The sequence below is a fragment of the Flavobacterium sp. KACC 22761 genome, assembly GCF_034058155.1.
Taxonomy (GTDB): Bacteria; Bacteroidota; Bacteroidia; order Flavobacteriales; family Flavobacteriaceae; genus Flavobacterium.
This window is the reverse complement of the sequence record NZ_CP139148.1, coordinates 4,241,629-4,260,789: the sequence shown is the minus strand read 5'-3', so window position 1 is coordinate 4,260,789 and position 19,161 is coordinate 4,241,629. Positions and strand designations below refer to the sequence as shown.

The window sequence follows — 19,161 nt, the reverse complement described above, 5'->3', positions numbered from 1 at the left end:
TGAAAAAATATATTTTCAAAATCAAATTTTATGACCGAATCAATTATTTCATCTCAAAAAACGTCTGCATTAATTTTATTCTTCGGAATGAGTATTTCTTCTTTTTCGCAAAGCAAAGAAATAAAATTATGGGATAAAATCCCGGATGCCATAACTTCTAAACGTTATAAAGAAGACCCGAGAAGAGATGAATCTGGAAATATTACGGGAATCAGAAAAGTTACGGAACCGACTCTGAAAATATTTTTAGCAGATAACAAAGGAGCTAAAAACACAGCGGTTGTTATTTGTCCTGGCGGAGGTTATGCCCTTTTGTCGCATGAAAAAGAAGGCGATGATGTTGCCAAATGGCTTCAGTCTATTGGGGTTTCGGCTTTTGTTTTGAAGTACAGGCTTCCAAGTGACAGTATTATGAAAAACAAAACAATTGGTCCGTTGCAGGATGCTCAGGAAGCGATAAGAACTTTACGCCGAAATGCTGACCAATGGAATCTTGATGTCTCCAAAATTGGTGTCCTCGGGTTTTCTGCAGGAGGACATTTGGCTTCTACTTTGTCAACACATTATAACGATAAAGTGTATGAATCTAAAGATAAAACCAGCGCACGTCCCGATTTCTCTATTTTGCTTTATCCGGTAATTTCTATGGAAGACGGAATTACGCACCGTGGATCAAAAGAAAACCTATTAGGCAAAAACGCCAGCAATGAAATGGTAGCCAAATATTCGAATGAAAAAATGGTTAACAAAAACACACCAAAAACATTTTTAATGCATGCTACCGACGACAAATCGGTGCCGGTTGAAAACAGCATCAATTATTATTTGGCATTAAAGCAAAATAAGGTTTCGGTCGAGATGCATTTGTATGAAAATGGCGGACATGGTTTTGGTTTAGGAATTGCGGGAACCAATAAAAATTGGCCAAATGCCTGCGAAAAATGGTTAGCTGAAAATGATTTGATTAAAACTACAACAGAAGCCACAGTCAATTTGAAAAAAGAATAAAATCGATACGATTCAATGACAATAAAAAGGAGATTCAAAACCAAAAATGATAAAATGAAAAGACTTTTTTTTCTTTTATGTATAATTTATATTTCTTGTGTCGGCATGCAAGCACAAAATCGTTTGCAATATGATATAAAGATCAAAAGCAATAATGCCGCAGTAGTAACCCCGGATATTAAAAGAGGAACTAGTGTGAGACCAAATGGTGAAAGTTTGGGTTATACGGGTAATTACCTATTGCGCAATGGGAAACCTTGGTTTCCTGTTATGGGAGAATTTAATTATGAAAGGTACAAGGCTGATCAATGGGAACAGGAAATTATTGCCATGAAGGCAGGAGGCGTCGAGGTAATCAGTTCCTATATTATTTGGATTTTTCATGAAACCAAAGAAGGTGTTTATGATTGGAATGGAAATAATAATCTCAACAGGTTTTTGGCATTGTGCAAAAAACACGGAATGCTTGTGTGGATACGAATAGGCCCGTGGGTACATGCCGAAATTAAGAATGGAGGTTTCCCGGACTGGCTGATGAACAAAAACATAAAACTACGAACAGACGATCCGGAATACTTGCGTTATTCGGCTTCATATTATAAACAAATAGCAAAACAATGCGAGGGACTTTATTTCAAGCAAGGCGGACCAATTATTGGAATTCAACTGGAAAATGAGATGAATTTTAAAAATGACCCTGAGTACCAGCATATGAAAACATTGAAAAATATGGCAATTGCTGATGGAATGGATGTTCCTTATTATAGTGGTTTTGCTCCGGGTCCTGATAATCAGGATGAATTTTTCTATAGCCTTGGCAGTTATCCAGATAGTCCTTGGAACACAACTACCAAACCGTTTATTAAGGGAGTGTATTTCATTAAGCCACTGAAAGCCGATGATGACATAGGAAGTGATTTGTTGGGTAAAGTTGATGCAAAAGTTCGCAATAATTATCCATTAATCTCTGCCGAATTGGGATCTGGTATGCAGAAAACCTATCACAGGCGCGTAGATGTATCTGCTGCTGATGTAGCAGCCAATATTTTTACAAAATTAGCGGCAGGTTTGAACGGTTTTGGGTATTTTATGTTTCATGGAGGTTTTACTCCTCTTGATTGGGCAAATGACTACGGTTTTCAGGAATCAAGGGTTTCCAATTATCCTAACGATATGCCGTTGCTTAATTACGATTTTCAGGCTCCGTTGGGCGCTATGGGAATACCGGCGCCATCTTTTTCTGAATTAAAATTAATGAATCTTTTCGTAAAGGATTATGGCGATAGACTAGCAGAAACACGACCTTATTTCCCTGCTAAATTAAAACGTTCAATGGTTTCAAAAGATACAGTACAGTCTTCTGTTCGTTCAAAAAACGGCAAAGGTTTTATCTTTCTTTCGAACTACCAAAGACTGGTTTCATTGCCAGAAATTAAAGATTTTCAATTGAGTATAAATGATGGGACAGCAACGGAAACGGTTCCGGCAAAGCCCATTACTTTTCCTGCCAACCATTATGTAGTCTGGCCTTATAAGCTGGATATGCAAAGCGTATTGTTGAAATATGCTACCGTACAGCCACTTTCTATTTTAAATAATGGTGAAACAAAAACGTTTGTTTTTTTTAGAGATGCCATCAATCCGGAAATGGTTTTTGATAATACGGCCATTAAAAAAGTAAGCGCTCTGAAAGGCTGTGTTTGGAATGAAAAAGACGGAATTGTAACCAGCGATAAACAAGAAGGTAATTTTTATTTTGAAGTAACAAGTAAAAATGGCGAATTGGTTAAAGTACTTGTTGTTACCAGAGAACAGGCTTTACAGGCATACAAAATTAATTACGGTAATAAACAAGAAGCATTGATTTTTACCGAAGCTTTGTTAAGAGAGGAATCAGACCATCAATTGAGTTTTGAAATTGCCAGTAAGGATGGTAAGATTGAGGTTAAAGCATATCCAAGTGCTGATATAGTGCTTAAATCAATTTCAAAAGATATAAGCTGCAAGCAAATTAATACTGATAATTTGTTGGGCTCATTTATGTTGAATCCTTCCATTGTCAACAGACCTGCTGTAAATTTTATGCCATTCGTTGATACTAATATTGAAGCAGCCCAAAAATTTAAAGACTCGATGTTAACGGCATTCAAAAAATCAAAAGAATTCAAACCGTTGCAGCCTGGGGCTTTATACAAAGCGACATTTCATTCATTGCCGAATCAGCAATTGTATCAATCGACTTACAGCTGTAAGCCAACTGCTGGTGTGGTTGATTGGGAAGTGGCTGTAAATTACGATGGTGATTATATGACTATGTATCAGGGTAATAAATTAGTTTATGACCAGTTCAATTATAATGGTATCTGCAAGTTCAGATTGAATTACATATCAAAAAATACAACTGCTCCTATATTAATTCAGGTATTGCCTGTAGATAAACAATTCGATGTTTATTGGGGCAGTTTAGAAAAAACATTGGACGATCAGTTGAAGGCTAAAGTAAAGAAAATTGATATTGTTCCGGTTTACAGGTACCAAGTATCGATTGAAAAAAACATGGTGAAATGAAAAATTATAAAACAAAAAAAATGAAATTTTTATCGTCAACTATATTGTCAACAGTTATTTTTTCTTTGCTTTTTAATGGAGTGGTAATTGCACAAACAAAACCTGCGACCAAAATTTTGCCTTATAAAAACCCCGCTCTTCCGGTCGAGAAACGTGTAAATGATTTAATTATGCGAATGACTCTCGAAGAAAAAGTATATCAAATGTGCGCCTTGCGCTTGGGAGATGGAGACGAAATATTCAAAAGCAGTGGGGTATATTCAATCGATTATATCCGTCAGCAAATGAAGTCCCATGGTACCGGTCACATTAGTTGTCCTACAACCGATATGGATGCTGCGAAAGGAGTTAAAACAGTCAATGAAATTCAAAAAGTTGCTGTAGAAGAAACAAGATTGGGTATTCCTACGCTTATTAATGATGAGGCGTTGCACGGTGTGAAAGGTTTTGGCGCTACTATTTACCCGCAGTCTATTGCACTTTCTTGTACATGGGACTTGCCACTGATGAAAAAAATAACAGATGCTATCGGAAAAGAAGCCTATAGCAGGGGTATTAGACAGGCATTGAGTCCCGTACTTGATTTGGCAAGGGATCCACGCCATGGGAGGATGGAAGAAACGTATGGGGAAGACCCTTTTTTAGCTTCCCGTTTTGCTGTTGAATTTATCAAGAATGTACAACAAAATGGAGTTATCTGCACACCGAAACACTTTGCCGCAAATTTTGTGCCTTCTAATGGTTTGGATGCAGCTAATGTTTCATTGAGTGAAAGAGAACTAAGAGAAATTCATTTAGTTCCTTATAAAGCTGCTGTAACCGAAGCCCATGCAAAATCGTTAATGGCGGCCTATAATGCCATAGATGGAGTGCCATGTCACGCCAATAAATGGCTGCTCACTGATTTATTACGTAAAGAATGGGGGTTTACAGGCTATACTGTGTCTGATTGGAGTGGAGTAGTACATACAATGGGTATGCACAAAATTGCTGAATCTAGGGGAGAAGCTGCTGTAATATGTGCCAAGGCTGGCTTAGATGTAGATTTACCCAGATACAAAGCTTATGTAGAATTAATAGAGGAGGTTAAAAAAGGAAATATTGACCAATCGGTAATTGATGAAAGTGTAAAACGCATCCTCCGTGTGAAATTTGAGATGGGGCTGTTTGAACACCCTTATATTGAAGATACTACTCAAGCCGCCAAATTATGTAATGCTCCCGAATTTAGAGCATTGGCAAAAAAAGCAGCAGAAGAGAGTATTATACTTTTGAAAAACAAAAACAATGTATTGCCTATCGCGGAGACCGCTAAGAATATAGCTGTTATCGGCCCGAATGCCGCCAAGGCTCAATTTGGAGGTTATTCATCCGCCGGAGTGCCTGGTGTTAGCCCGATAGATGGAATAAAAAATCTTTTTGGTTCGACAGCCACTATTCGTTATGCTAAAGGTTGTACTCTTACTGATACTGATACATCAGGCTTTGAAGAAGCTGTCAATATTGCGAAACAATCGGATATAACCGTGTTGGTGATGGGAGGACAATATAGTGTAACTGGTGGTGAATCGCAAGATCGCATTGATTTAAACTTAATGGGGGTTCAGGAAGAACTTATAAAAACAATAAGCAGTTTAGGTAAACCCGTGATTGTCGTGTTGGATGATAGCCGACCTGTAACCATGTTGAACTGGATCGATAAAGTAGATGCTGTTTTACTTATGTTTCCTGCTGGAGAAGAAGGAGGAAATGCATTGGCAGAAATACTATCAGGGAAAGTGAACCCATCGGGCAAGACTACCGTTACCATCCCAAGGCATACAGGGCAAATTCCGTTGACACAAATTACCCGTCCTTATGGAAGGGAAGGAAGTGTTGCAGAGTATCCTGAAACTAAGGTTGCCGGAATTGTTTCTAAAGATAGATATTACTGTTTATATCCTTTCGGTTTCGGATTGTCTTATACCACATTTCAATATGGTGATATCAAATTTGCAAAGGATAAATTTTCAATAGATGAAAAAATACAGTTGTCTGTAAATGTTACCAACACGGGTAATAGAGATGGCGATGAAATAGTACAGTTGTATTTTACCAATCTGCATACCAAGCATATTACCCAGGCTCCTAAGCAATTGAGGGCATTTCAGCGTGTAAGTATTCCAGCCGGAGGAACGCAAACTGTAACCTTCACATTAAATCCATCAGATTTAAGCCATTTGGATGAGAATCTGAAACGAAAAGTAGATGCGGGAGATTTTGAAATATTTGTTGGAGGAAATAGTGTGGATGGCGTTACAAACAAATTCGCATTAGTATTAAAAAAATAGATTAAGGCAAAGAGTAATAGAATTGGATAATTAATATGAAAAAACTATTTTTTGTTTTATGCGCAATCAGCACAATCCTGTGTAGTCAGGCACAAGAAGCCGAGCGTAAAGTGGCATACGACAACTATTTAAAATATTCCACACAAGCTAAATCAGTCAAGGATGATAAAAAAGAAGCATCCATCCAAGAGTACCGTGAAGGATTCAATAAAATTCCGTATCGCTATAATCAACTAGCGAATGAAATGAAAAAGAGCAGTCAGGAATGTTTAACCTTGCTTGGCGAAAATGGTCAATTTACCGATCTGGCACAGCAGGAAAAAAGGATTGCAGATGAAAAAATATTGCTAGACAAAGGAGAATTACAAAGAGAAGTGATCGTTCCTGTAGTATCGGAAGCAATTAACCGCCTTTGGAAAATTGCAGATGCATATCGTCTTGGCGAAATGAAAGAAAAAGAGGTATTGGTTGACAAATTTTATAAAGCCATCATCCACTATGGTAATCTAGAAATGGGGCGCAACAACGCAGCCCCGAGGTTTCATGCCTCTTGTTTTCTTATTCCAACGGCGGCAGTGAATATTTATTTTTCTCTGCTGAAACAAATGGATCAAGTGGAAGCCGGAAAAAGTAAGAATCCATTATTAAATGATGCCAGTTTGGTATTGAAAGAAGTGGCTTTGCAGTGCTGGACACAGCCTTTCCGCAACGATGCAACGGATAATAATGTGGTGCAGATTGAACGTTTCCGAAACCATGTTTGGTGGGTAGGAGGCAATGCGCTGGCGTATCGTTCATTGTTGCCTACAGCATTTATGTACAAGTCGATTCCTATGATTGATTTACTGTCAGAAGTATGCCAAAGAGGTATCAGTCAAACCTCTCAGTCAACCTATAATGAATCGTTTTGGATAGAAGGCTTTACGGCAGATGGTGCAGGATGGGGGCATGGTAAGCAGAGCTTGATCTGGGGATATCCGATTGACGGAGGTAACAATGCTTTGAATATGTTGGTGATGCTGAAAGGCTCACCATGGGAGAAAAAATTAACGCAGGAAAATAAAGAAACTTTAATCAATTTTTTTCAGGGAGGGAATTGGTATCATTATAAAGGAAATGAACTTCCATGCCTGGATCGTTATTCATCGGTTTATGGAAGAGGCAGTGGTACTATTCCTTCATTGGGACTTGCCAAAAGTTTGATGAAAGACTGGAAAACTTCTTTTACGGATTCAGAACAAAAAGAAATAGAGCAGTTTATACAGGAAGCTAATGCGAAAACTGTTAATATGTCGCAATTTGAGGCTGGGATTTACAATGGTACCCGATGGTTTTTTAATAATGATGATTTGATGAAGAAGAATCCAGATTACCATATTATGGTGAATATGGCTTCGAACAGATGTGATGGAATTGAAAGTGCTACCAATTTTGCCGATTGCTATAACTTTTTTAACGATGATGGCATGACGTTTTTTCAACGTAACGGAACTGAATACCGAAAAATATATGGTGGCTGGGATGTTACCGCTTCTCCAGGTGTGACTGCCCGGGAAGGAATGGAAAAAATCAAACCAGTTACAAACTGGAGAGGGTATAATAGTAAATTTAATTTTTCCGGAAGTGCTACTTCAGGAGGCGAAAATGCAGTGGCCGGTTTTGTTTTTGAAAAAGAGAACGCCTCAGATAGGGATGATGTGAACGATAAAGGAACCAATAAAAATGAAAACGAATGTATTTATGGCGTACAAGTACATAAGGCTTATTTCATGCAGGGCGATTATCTTATTGCTTTGGGTGCAGGCGTAAACAATCTTCGAGCTGAGTTGGAAGGCACTATTCGTACAACCATTGATCAAACTGCTAAAGAGAATGATGTAGTAGTATTTGAAAATGGGTCATGGCAAAAAGTGAAATCTGGAGTTCAGTCCTTTTTTGATAAAGGTCAGCCTGTCTGGATAAAACAACAGGATAAATTCGCTTACACTGTTTTACCACAATACAGTAAAAAGGCCTATTATACCTGTGAAACAAAATCAGCCGACTGGCTAAAAATGAATATTCAAAACAAAACGGTAAAAGATTTACCTGCCAGTGTAGATATCCTGAGACTTTGGATCGATCACGGCCGTGAGGTAAAAAATGACACTTACGGCTATGTTGTGTACTGCGGAAAAGACAATCCGACAGCTACGCTTCCATTTGTTGTGTTGCAAAATGATACTTCAATACAAGCGGTTAAATCGTTGGACAGTAATCTGATACAAGTTGTGTTTTATGATGGAAATACTCAATTAAATCAACAAGGAGTTCGTATTGTGGTATCCAATCCTTGTATTGTGCAAATAGAATTGAAAGGTAAGGAAAATGTAATTTCGGTTCAAGATCCGCAAATGAATAAAGATTTGAAACAAATCACAGTAACCTTCAATAATAAATCATTTGTATTTGAATTGCCACAAGGGAAATTGTCAGGGAAACCGGTAACTCAGAAACTAAACTTTTGATAAAACATGAAGTATATAAAACAAAATATTTCTTCCAGGTTTTTTCTTTTATTTTGGCTAGCAGCGATTTCAGCAGTTGCCCAAAATAAAACTAAATCTGAAACACCTCCCAACTTGTTGATTATTCTTGCCGATCAATGGAGAGGGCAGGCCTTGGGTTTTGAACGAAAAGAGCCTGTTAAGACTCCTAATGTAGACAAATTTGCCAAAGAAAGTTTGGTGCTTACACAAATGGTGAGCAACTATCCGGTTTGTTCTCCGGCAAGAGCCATGCTGATGACGGGTCAATATCCGATAAAAAACCACGTGTACAGCAATGTGAATTCCAATTCGGCTCCGTTTGGTGTCGAATTGCAAAAGGATGCTGTTTGTTGGTCTGATATTTTGAAGCAAAACGGATATTTTAATGGCTATATAGGAAAATGGCATTTGGATTCTCCGTACAAACCCTATGTCCCAACATCAAATAATACCGAAAAAATAGCTTGGAACGAATGGACTTCTCCGGACAGAAGGCACGGTTTTGATTACTGGTATGCCTATGGTACCTATGATGAGCATGACAAACCGATGTATTGGGATACCAACGACAAAAGGGAGGATTTCAAATATGTGAACCAATGGGGACCCATTCATGAAGCCGATAAAGCATTGGCTTTTTTCAAAAATGAAAATGGCAAAATGCGTAAAAGCCGTGCTCCGTTTTCATTAGTAGTTTCGATGAACCCGCCACATTCAGAATACCAAACCGTTCCCAAAAAATATTATGATCTATACAAAGATATCCCTTTGAAAGATTTGGTGAAAGACCCCAATATTCCTGCCGAAGAAACGGAACAAGGTGATCAATACCGAAAAGATGTTCGTTATTATTATGCCAATATAACTGGCGTTGATGAGCAAATAGGCCGAATAGTACAAGGTCTAAAAGATCAAAAACTGGATGAAAATACCATTGTAATAATCATGGCCGATCACGGGAATTGTTTGGGAAAACATTCTGAAGTATCAAAAAACAACATTTATGAAGAGTCGCTGCGAATTCCGTTTATCGTTTACTGGAAAGGTCATATTCTGCCAAGAATCGACAATACTTTTTTAGGAAGTCTCCCTGATATTTATCCGACTCTTTTGGAACTAATGGGGATGAAAAACAAAACCCCAAAAGATTTGGATGGGAAAAGCTACGCTCCATATTATCTTAATGGCAAAGGAGAAAAACCAACCGAACAATATATTTTAGGCGCGATTATCAGCAATAATGTCAATATGAATACCGGTTTCAGAGGAATCCGAACAACTGATTATAAATTGTCTTTTGTGAAGAAAAAAGGGACGGGAGAATATGTTTTGTACGATTTGAAGGCAGATCCTTTTGAACTGACAAATATCTATAATCCGGATTTGCCGATTGTGAAAAAATTACAGCCTTCTTTGATAAAGTGGCTTGAAAAAACAAAAGACGGTTTTGTTTTAGAAAAATAATAATTACTAACTATAAAATTTAAAAAATGTCAATTAACTTATTTGATTTAACAGGGAAAACAGCTCTTATTACAGGAGGAGTTCATGGCCTGGGAATGGCAATGGCTAAAGGATTGGGGCATGCCGGAGCAAAAATTGTGGTAAACGATCTTTCGCAGGAAAACATAGACAAGGCGATAGCAGAATATAAGGCAGATGGGATTGAAGCCTATGGATATGTATTTGACGTGACCGATGAAGCAGCTGTAATTGCAGCAATAAATAAAATCGAAGCCGACGTAGCGCCAATCGATATTTTGATCAATAATGCGGGAATCATCAAAAGAACTCCAATCATTGAAATGGAAGTGAAAGATTTTGCAGCAGTAATCAATGTAGATTTAATCAGTCCTTTTATTGTTTCCAAAAACGTTGCCAAAGGAATGATTGCACGCGGTGGCGGGAAAATCATCAATATTTGCTCGATGATGAGCGAATTGGGCAGAGATTCAGTCAGTGCGTATGCTGCCGCAAAAGGAGGCTTGAAAATGCTTACCAAAAATATGGCAACCGAATGGGCTAAATTTAATATTCAGACAAACGGAATAGGTCCCGGGTATTTTGCAACCAGCCAGACAGCTCCAATTAGAGTAGACGGACATCCATTCAACGAGTTTATCATAAGCAGAACACCGGCAAATCGTTGGGGAGACCCTGAAGATTTACAGGGAGCTGCCATTTTCTTGTCTTCAAAAGCAAGTGATTTTGTGAATGGTCATATCCTGTATGTTGATGGTGGAATCCTGGCTACCATTGGAAAACCATCAAATGAATAAATGATTAAAATTTTTTCTGCTGATATTGTTTAAAAAAAACAGTATCAGCAGATTTTTTTTAACATCAAACAAACTATTACATATATGAAATTCACCAAATACCTCAGTTTATTATTTCTTTTTTTGCCATTACTGCTTTTGTCCCAGACAAAGATAAGTATTGAAGTACAAAACAATTCTGATTTAGATAGAAAAGAAGCTGTCGTTTCAGTTAAATGGGAAACAATCTTGTCTGGTTTTCCTCAAATCGATACGTCAAATTTTGTGGTGATTAATTCAGCAACTAAAAAACAAATTCCGTATCAGTTGGAACATAAAGGACTTCGTGCGATTCAAAATTTATTGGTACAGGTAAATGTCAAAGCCAAAGGAAAAGCTCTTCTTTCGATACAAAAAGGAAAGCCAATAGCATTTCAAACCAAAAGCTACGCGCGTTATGTTCCGGAAAGAATGGATGATTTCGCATGGGAAAATGACAGAATAGCTTTCAGGGCTTATGGGAAAGCTCTTGAAAAAACGAGAGACGATGCTTATGGCTTGGACGTTTGGGTAAAACGTACCGATAAAATGGTCATTAATGAGCGTTATAAATTAGGAGAGTATCATGTAGATCATGGAAACGGATTGGATTATTACAAAGTAGCATTCACATTAGGAGCTGGAAGTATGGCACCGTATATCAAAGACAGCGTTTATTATTCCGGAAATTACCATCGATGGAAATTATTGGACAATGGTCCTTTGCGTTCTACTTTCAAATTAGAATATGACACATGGGATGCATCAGGAATTAAAGTTTCCTGCACCAAAACCATATCACTGGATGCAGGTTCACAACTGAATCGAATTGAAAATGTTTACGCTTACGCAGACAGCAAAGCGTTGCCAGTTGCTATTGGAATCAGCAAAAGGCCAGAAAACGGTGTACTTTTATTAAACGAACAGCAAGGTATTTTGGGCTATTGGGAGCCTGTTCATGGGCAGGACGGCACAACCGGAGTGGGAAGTATTTTGAGTACTCCAGTTAAGAAAATGCTGGTCGAAAATAATCAGTTATTGGCCATAACAGAAACAAAAAATAACGAACCAATAGTGTATTACACCGGAGCAGTTTGGGATAAGGCGGGTATAATTACAAATTCGGCACAATGGTTTGAGTATTTGGATAATTTTTCTGAGGAATTGAAAAAACCGTTATTGGTAAGCGTAAAATAGAACAATAGTTCTCATAGAAAAAGCTGCAAAAAATTCAAAGATTTTTTTGCAGCTTTTTTGGTTTAATAAAAATAGTTGGGATGGAAAAAAAGGGTTTGCAAAATTTTGTAAAATGATTAGTGAGTATCTTAAAACTCAGCAATCACGTGAAAAAGGAGGATTTTACTCTTAAAAAGGAAGAACATCCTCTCTTATAATCTTTTATAAAAATAAATTTGAAATCATTTTATTTATGAAAACGATTTCGTAATCGTAAACAAACTAACTAAACTTTAACCAACCAAAAATTATGAAAACAAAACTACACGTTGTTTTTATGTTGCTGTTATTTTACAGCTTCATACCTCATGCTTTTGCAACCGATTATTATACCGCATCTTCTAATGCAACACTTGCAGGAAACTCAGGTGCGGTTAACGCTAACTGGACTACCAATCCAGATGGAACGACTGGCCTGGCTACTGTTGCTATTTTAGCAACTGATAATCTAATTATTTTGAATGGAGGTACGGCTACTATTACAGCAACATCCATGACCATTGCTGCTCTAAATATTAATGCGGGAGGGACTGTTTTTCATAAAAATAATGCTACTGCTTCGGCATTTACCATAAATGGGCTTTTAACCTGGAATGGAACCATAAAAACAATACAAGCAGTCTCCGGCAGTAATTTTTTTAACGCAAATGGTGATATTACAGGAAGCACAGCGATTCATGATAGTAACAGTACCAGAGGGATTTACCTGGGAGGAACTAACAAAACAATTAACCTGACCCAACTTTCTACTGGTGTTATCTCTAATAACAGTATCAGTGTTGGTTTACTTCTTGGTACGAGCCGTTCGTTGACAGGAAATTGCAAATTCTACAGTCCGCTTGTTTTCAACGCGACAACTGTAACGTTAGATCTTGCCGGGTATAACCTGCAGGCATCTACCATCAAACAGGGAAATACCAGCACCCGATTAATAAAAGGGAATGTCAATTCAAAACTTACTATTTCGGGAACTAGTGCAACGCTTCCGAATACTGCAGCTACAGTAGTTACTTTTGATCCTGCGGCAGCAGTTCTTAATGAACTTAATGTTAACAGCGAGTACTTGGCGACAGCGGCCGGACCTGTTACTGTTAATGGGAATCTTACGGTAAATACATTGAATTTTGGAACTACTTCCGGCGATAAAGCTACTAGAACTCTACAGGTAAACGGTAATTTTGCATTAGCCAACAGTGGTACTATGCGTGTACAGGCGGGAGGACCTACAGCAATTACTGCTTACGATCAATTAAACGCGACGGGAACTATTAGTATAGGGACATCGACAACATTAAAGGTTGACTTTATCAATGCCTATACTACTTCAAATCAGCCTTTTCTCACTTTTGCGCAAACAACATCACCAGAAACAGTTTCGGGAAGCTTTGGCACCATTCAAAGCACAACCGGTTATACGGGTAATGTTACATATACGGGAAATGCTGTGAAATATCAGCTACTTACAACACCGGCTCCGGCACCTCCGCCACCGGCTTGTTCGTTGACAATGAATCCTGATCTGCCATTGGTTGCATCAAATTCAACTATTAATGCTGAAATAGAATCAATTTTACAGCGTTTTTCAGATAATTATCTAGGTACTACTGAGCCATCAGCGACTACACTTAATTCAGCGATTGCCAGCTATAATGCACTTGGTATTACGGTAGACGGATATACTATCAGCTCAACGACAGCTGTTACCAGTTTTGACCAGCTTTCGTATTTAAAAACTTTTGCCCAATACCTCAAGTTTCATCCTGAAGATACTAATAATATATATACCAAAGCCCTCAATACGGTATGGCTAGCATCAGATCGTATGTGTAAAGGATTAATGAGTCCAGATGGTAATGGGTATTCTTATGATGATTTCGGGAAGTCCGCAATATTAATTCCTCACATTAAAGATAATTTTTATGTAAAAAGTTTATTTGAGAATTTGTTGAATCAACAAAATACTTTTGACTATATGTGGGAACCTAACGAAGTAAATACTGCCGTAGGATACGATTTAGACGATTTGGGGAATATATTGCCTGTTACGCTGGGTTATGTAAAATGGATTGATTCTGCCGATGAGCGTTATCGTTATATGACTGCATTCAAACGTCAAATGGATAAATTTCTGAGCTACTCACCAGGAACCCTTGATGGTATCAAACCAGATGGTTCAGGGTTTCATCATTGGGCCAGTTATCCGTCTTATACGGGTTATGATCTAAATTCGGGAGCTGATATTATTTATTATTTGCAGCAAACTTCTTTCCAGGTAAATACTGAATCATATCTTCGATTGAGAGATGCGATTATGACGCAACTTATGTTTGGTAATGACAAAACCACCAGATCGATAGCTATGGGAGGAAGAAAACCTCAGGAATTCAATTCAACCATAAGTAAATTTTCTTTCCGTAATATGGCAGTGGGAGGAGGAAGTGTAATGGGAACGGGAGCCTCAGATCCGGTTATGGCTACTTATTATAATCGTGTATGGGGTAGTTATGGACCTTTTGGCAATGGTACCGTAGCTTCTTTTAATGAAGGTTATTTCCAGTTCAACCACAGCATGGCCGGTATTTACCGTAAGGATAATTGGGTCGCCACTTGCAAAGGATTTAGCGACAATATGTTTGGGACAGAGATATTTGGACCTTCTAGCGGTACTGCTAATCGTTTTGGACGCTATCAAAGTTATGGTGCCGTTGATATTGTTTATGCCGGAGACAACCTTACCGAAAATGGTTATGACGTAACCACCCGTGATTGGAATTTTGTACCAGGAACCACAGTTATACGACTGCCATGGGACAAGCTACAAGCTGAAAAAGACCGTGTTGATGAGTTGCAAGAAAAAAGATTTGTAGGTTCTTTAAGTTTTATCAATAAAAATGGTACTTATTTAAAAGCAGTTCAGGGTACTTACGGTATGTTTGCCATGGATTTTCAGGAAAAGGTTGGTCAGGGATTTGGAACCGTTTATGCTCCGGAAGGTCATAACAACACATTTACTTTCAAGAAATCTGTATTTACGTTTGACAATATGTTGATTTGTCTGGGTTCAGGTATTGGCAACAACGATACTGGCAATACTACACTGACCACTTTGTATCAACGCAAAACCTTTGTAGGCAAAGATCAGGTAAATATTGACAGTAATTTATTGTCGACAGGTTCCTATGATAATTCCTATGACGACACAGCCAACCACTGGATCGTGGATAACTATGGTACAGGTTTTTATGTGTTTGCCGGAAGCGGGACTATCAAATTGACAAAAGCTGACCAGCAAACACCACAACACGACAAGCTGTTATCGGCTCAAAATATTTCGACCAATCCTGTGGGGAACTATGCCATTGGTTATATCGATCATGGAACGGCTCCATCAAACGGAGGATACGAATATGTTTGTATGCCAAAAACAACTGTTACTGATATGACCGCTTTGGGCAGTCAAATTGATGCCGGAAACAAACCTTATACCGTTCACCGAAAAGACGAAGTGGCGCATATCGTGGAGTACAAACCTACTGCGACTTCAAATTCCATATTTGGATCTGCATTTTTCAGTGCGCTTTCAGGAATAAATAATAAAGGACAATTGACTGGTGCAGATTATCCGTGTTTGGTAATGTCGCAATATGATTCGGCTCAGAAAAGCCTAAAACTGGCGCTAAACAATCCCGATATTGGATTTACTTACAGAGCAAATATTCCGTCTTTGGAAAAGCAGATAAACATCACAATAAAAGGAACCAACTGGCAAATTTTCCAGCCTAACGCAAGAGCCAGTATAACAGGCACGACAAATGGAGAAACTACAATCAAATTCACCGTTGTGGATGGACTACCGGTAGAAATAACATTAAACCGTGTTTTAACTCCGCAAACAATTGGATTTGAAGCCATCCCTGCTAAAATAGCCACCGATGCAGCATTTGATGTAATGGCTACAGCTTCTTCGGGTTTGCCAGTTAGCTACACAAGTTCCAATCCTGAAGTGGCCGTAATCAGCGGAAATACCGTGACGATTGTTGGTAAAGGTACAAGCACAATTACGGCAAAACAGGACGGTGATGACATTTATAGCATTGCCGAAGCGGTAGAACAAACACTAAATGTGAATGCAGCTGCGCAAATTATTGCTTTTTACGCGATACCTACAAAAGCAATCGGAGATACTAACTTTGATCTGAGTGCTTTGGCTTCATCAAATTTACCGGTTAGTTATACCAGTTCAAATAGTGATGTGGCTACCATTAGCGGAAATACAGTAACTATTGTTGGAAAAGGGAGAACTACTATCAAAGCTTCACAGCAAGGTAACAGCATTTATGATGCAGCCCCATCGATAGAACAAATACTTAGGGTCAATACAGAACCAACTGTATCTATTGCTTCGCCTTTGGCAGATGCAAGTTACAATGCTCCTGGTAATATTACCATTACAGCCGATGCAACCGATGTTGACGGCAGCGTGAGCAAAGTTGAATTCTTCGAAGGAATTAATAAATTAGGAGAAGCTACTACAGCTCCATTCAGCTTTGATTGGAACAATGTCGCTGCAGGTTCTTACATATTAACCGCAAAAGCCACCGATAATGATGGTGCCATAACTACTTCTACAGCTGTTACTGTAAATATAGTATGTCCTTCAGTACAGTTGTCTATTCCAGATGTGTATGTGATGAATCCTGCTGTAGATGATGCAAATACGATTTATCTTGGATATGGGCCAACATCTCTTACCCTAAATTCATTGTTACAAGGCTATAATCAAGATGTTGTTTATACTTGGAACACTGGAGCACACACGCCATCGATTTCAGTATCACAAGCAGGCACGTATACCGTTACTGCTTCATATGCAGGAGAATGTCAATCTAGCGCTTCAATTACAATAAATACTCTTGATGTGAGATGTGGAAATAAAAACGATAAGGTACAGATTTGTCATAATAATAATGTTATTTGCGTAGCACCATCAGCCGTTCAAAATCACTTGAATCATGGAGATAAGTTAGGTTCTTGCCCTGCTTTTTCTAGGATGGCAGGTAAAGAGGAAATAATAACTTTAGCTGATTACACTATTTACCCTAATCCTGTGCATGACAGCTTTAATGTGAGCGTTTCTTCAAAGTTAGATCCGACTGCAGCAATTAGCATTTATAATATAATTGGAAACAATCTTCGTCAGGTTCGTTTTACCGCTGTACCACAAAATGTTTTCTGCGGAGATTTACCTTCCGGAAATTATATTTTAGTTATACAAAATGGTGTTGAAACCTTTAAAAGTACAATTGTAAAACAATAATAACCACAATTATGAGGCTGTTCAAAATATATGAACAGTCTCTTTTGCTCTAAATATTTAATATTCTTTATAAGAGGTTATCAAATGTTGTCTTGATATTTTTTCAATTTTCTTTTATAAAAAAGTCATTTTATGCCATATAAAAAGTATTTTAACTAATCAATTAAAAACCTATAATTATGATAAAAAAAATTCTAGCACTTCTTATTATTTTTGGAATTTTTACTGCCTGTAATGAAGATAAACAAGAAGATACAATAAGTCTAAAAATTGTATCATTCGATACCGATCAGAATTCATCATTAATGTTTCAGGATAATGAAGCTGTGGAAGTGATGACTTCAAAAGCTAGAACTTATAGCATTGGACAAATCATACGTGTAAAAGCTGTTGATGAAAAAAATATCGAAGTTTCAAATTTTGCTCCTTTCGATATTGAAAATGCTACGATATTGGCTGTAATTGAAGGCAAACCGATTCAACTTTTCAAAATAAAAAAAATTAGGGCACATGCAACACAAACTATGAAGTATCCTTTTATGGATGGAACCAATCTTTTCTTAGATACAGATAACAAAAAAGTTGACTTATCACAATATAAAACAACCGGGGTGGATCCAAGCAAGATTTCATTTGATTTTACGGGTGACAGCGAAATAATACTCAAGCTTAAAAAGCTGAGAGACCTAAAATGGACAATCCGATATTATGATTATGACCCGAATAATGATCCCAATAATAATTGGGAGCCCATAAAAGCCAAAGATATTCGTCGCTTTTCAGGACTTATGCTTAATATGGGAATCGTTTTTGTGTCAGATCAATTCAAGCAGGCTTTTTTAAATGAGCAAATTATCGGAAATGATGGGAAAACACCTTTGACAATGGCTGAAAAAGAGAAAGTTTACAATGACATTCTTATTCATCCTCTTTTTGAATGTGGCAAATGTACAAATGTATCCGGCTTAGGAGGTGGGTCAACTTTAGGTTATGCCGAACATATTTTGCATGATTATATAAAAATAGATGCAGGAGACATTACCTCGCATGAAATTGGGCATTGCGTCGGCTTCAATCACGATTCTAATATGACTTATCCTAAGACAATAAATAATATCAGTGTTGGTATCAGCCCTGTAATGTCTAGAATTAACAAGGAATTTTTCAGTGGAGGGCTATTTATTGTGACACTGCAAAACTACTATAAGCCCGCAGACTTTCAATAAAAATTTGGATATCACCTGCTATAGTGCAGAAAGCTTCAAAGTCATTTGATTTTGGAGCTTTTTTGTTTGAAAAATAGCAATAAATATTCTGTTGTTGAGATCTAAATTCCAAAATCCGTTCCAAGTTTTTTAGTGTATTATCAAAGATTTTGTATTTTGTATGTATCTCGATTCCATTTTATTTAACCCAATACTGTAGTTTTAATTTCTGGGAGTGAAATTCCCAATATGCCTTTCTAAACTCAAAGTCCATTTTTTAAAAATGGACTTTTTTTTGCCCTATTTTTTAGTCTTTTTCTTGTAAGTATTTACTGTTTTTATGTCCCGTCAAGTGACGGCTACTTTACAATTTACAAACCATTTTATGAATGATTTAAAGAAATTGGCTTATTTTCAAGTGAATTTGTAAGATAATTATTTTGAATTTTCATTTGTAAGCGGTTTGTATGTATCGTAAGGGTTAAACGTTAAAAAATGTTAAAACATATGTATATTTAAATTTATTAAGATGTAATAGCTTTTTACAAAATTCTTGAAAATAAAATTTGGTACTATGTAAAGAGAACGGGTTAGTTTTTTGTAAAATTATATAATAATTTGGAGATTATTCAAATCAAAATTTGGTCGGATATTAGAGTTTTTAAACCGCTT

At 37.4% G+C, this 19,161-nt stretch carries 9 protein-coding genes; all 9 read left to right on the top strand.

What is annotated here, in order from left to right; all coding sequences use genetic code 11:
* Nucleotides 1–30: 30 nt before the first annotated feature.
* The 9 genes from SCB73_RS18365 to SCB73_RS18325 all read left to right on the top strand — a co-directional run bounded on the left by SCB73_RS18365 (nt 31) and on the right by SCB73_RS18325 (nt 18,510).
* The gene (locus SCB73_RS18365; RefSeq protein ID WP_320567635.1) at nt 31–1,008 is read left to right on the top strand and encodes an alpha/beta hydrolase; all 978 of its coding nucleotides are present in this window, start codon (nt 31–33) and stop codon (nt 1,006–1,008) included.
* 54 nt (nt 1,009–1,062) lie between these two features.
* On the top strand, nt 1,063–3,576 hold the full coding sequence (locus SCB73_RS18360; RefSeq protein ID WP_320567634.1) for a beta-galactosidase: 2,514 nt from the start codon (nt 1,063–1,065) through the stop codon (nt 3,574–3,576).
* Nucleotides 3,573–5,906 (top strand): glycoside hydrolase family 3 N-terminal domain-containing protein, encoded by a 2,334-nt coding sequence (locus tag SCB73_RS18355; RefSeq protein ID WP_320567633.1) that lies wholly within the window; start codon nt 3,573–3,575, stop codon nt 5,904–5,906. The genes SCB73_RS18360 and SCB73_RS18355 overlap by 4 nt, the downstream gene beginning before the upstream one ends.
* A 35-nt stretch (nt 5,907–5,941) precedes the next feature.
* Nucleotides 5,942–8,413 (top strand): polysaccharide lyase family 8 super-sandwich domain-containing protein, encoded by a 2,472-nt coding sequence (locus SCB73_RS18350; RefSeq protein ID WP_320567632.1) that lies wholly within the window; start codon nt 5,942–5,944, stop codon nt 8,411–8,413.
* 6 nt (nt 8,414–8,419) lie between these two features.
* Complete coding sequence (locus tag SCB73_RS18345) at nt 8,420–9,898, top strand: sulfatase family protein (RefSeq protein ID WP_320567631.1); 1,479 nt, start codon at nt 8,420–8,422, stop codon at nt 9,896–9,898.
* A 26-nt stretch (nt 9,899–9,924) separates the two neighbouring features.
* Nucleotides 9,925–10,713, top strand: a complete 789-nt coding sequence (locus SCB73_RS18340; protein ID WP_320567630.1) for a gluconate 5-dehydrogenase — start codon at nt 9,925–9,927, stop codon at nt 10,711–10,713.
* 84 nt (nt 10,714–10,797) lie between these two features.
* On the top strand, nt 10,798–11,928 hold the full coding sequence (locus SCB73_RS18335) for a DUF4861 family protein (protein WP_320567629.1): 1,131 nt from the start codon (nt 10,798–10,800) through the stop codon (nt 11,926–11,928).
* Nucleotides 11,929–12,217: 289 nt separating this feature from the next.
* Nucleotides 12,218–17,284, top strand: a complete 5,067-nt coding sequence (locus tag SCB73_RS18330; protein ID WP_320567628.1) for a chondroitinase family polysaccharide lyase — start codon at nt 12,218–12,220, stop codon at nt 17,282–17,284.
* Between the two features lie 179 nt (nt 17,285–17,463).
* The gene (locus SCB73_RS18325; protein WP_320567627.1) at nt 17,464–18,510 is read left to right on the top strand and encodes a hypothetical protein; all 1,047 of its coding nucleotides are present in this window, start codon (nt 17,464–17,466) and stop codon (nt 18,508–18,510) included.
* Nucleotides 18,511–19,161 lie beyond the last annotated feature (651 nt).

Coding starts and splice junctions, on each gene's coding strand:
- SCB73_RS18365 (WP_320567635.1), top strand. CDS start 31: ATGACCGAATCAATTATTTCATCTCAAAAAACGTCTGCATTAATTTTA.
- SCB73_RS18360 (WP_320567634.1), top strand. CDS start 1,063: ATGAAAAGACTTTTTTTTCTTTTATGTATAATTTATATTTCTTGTGTC.
- SCB73_RS18355 (WP_320567633.1), top strand. CDS start 3,573: ATGAAAAATTATAAAACAAAAAAAATGAAATTTTTATCGTCAACTATA.
- SCB73_RS18350 (WP_320567632.1), top strand. CDS start 5,942: ATGAAAAAACTATTTTTTGTTTTATGCGCAATCAGCACAATCCTGTGT.
- SCB73_RS18345 (WP_320567631.1), top strand. CDS start 8,420: ATGAAGTATATAAAACAAAATATTTCTTCCAGGTTTTTTCTTTTATTT.
- SCB73_RS18340 (WP_320567630.1), top strand. CDS start 9,925: ATGTCAATTAACTTATTTGATTTAACAGGGAAAACAGCTCTTATTACA.
- SCB73_RS18335 (WP_320567629.1), top strand. CDS start 10,798: ATGAAATTCACCAAATACCTCAGTTTATTATTTCTTTTTTTGCCATTA.
- SCB73_RS18330 (WP_320567628.1), top strand. CDS start 12,218: ATGAAAACAAAACTACACGTTGTTTTTATGTTGCTGTTATTTTACAGC.
- SCB73_RS18325 (WP_320567627.1), top strand. CDS start 17,464: ATGATAAAAAAAATTCTAGCACTTCTTATTATTTTTGGAATTTTTACT.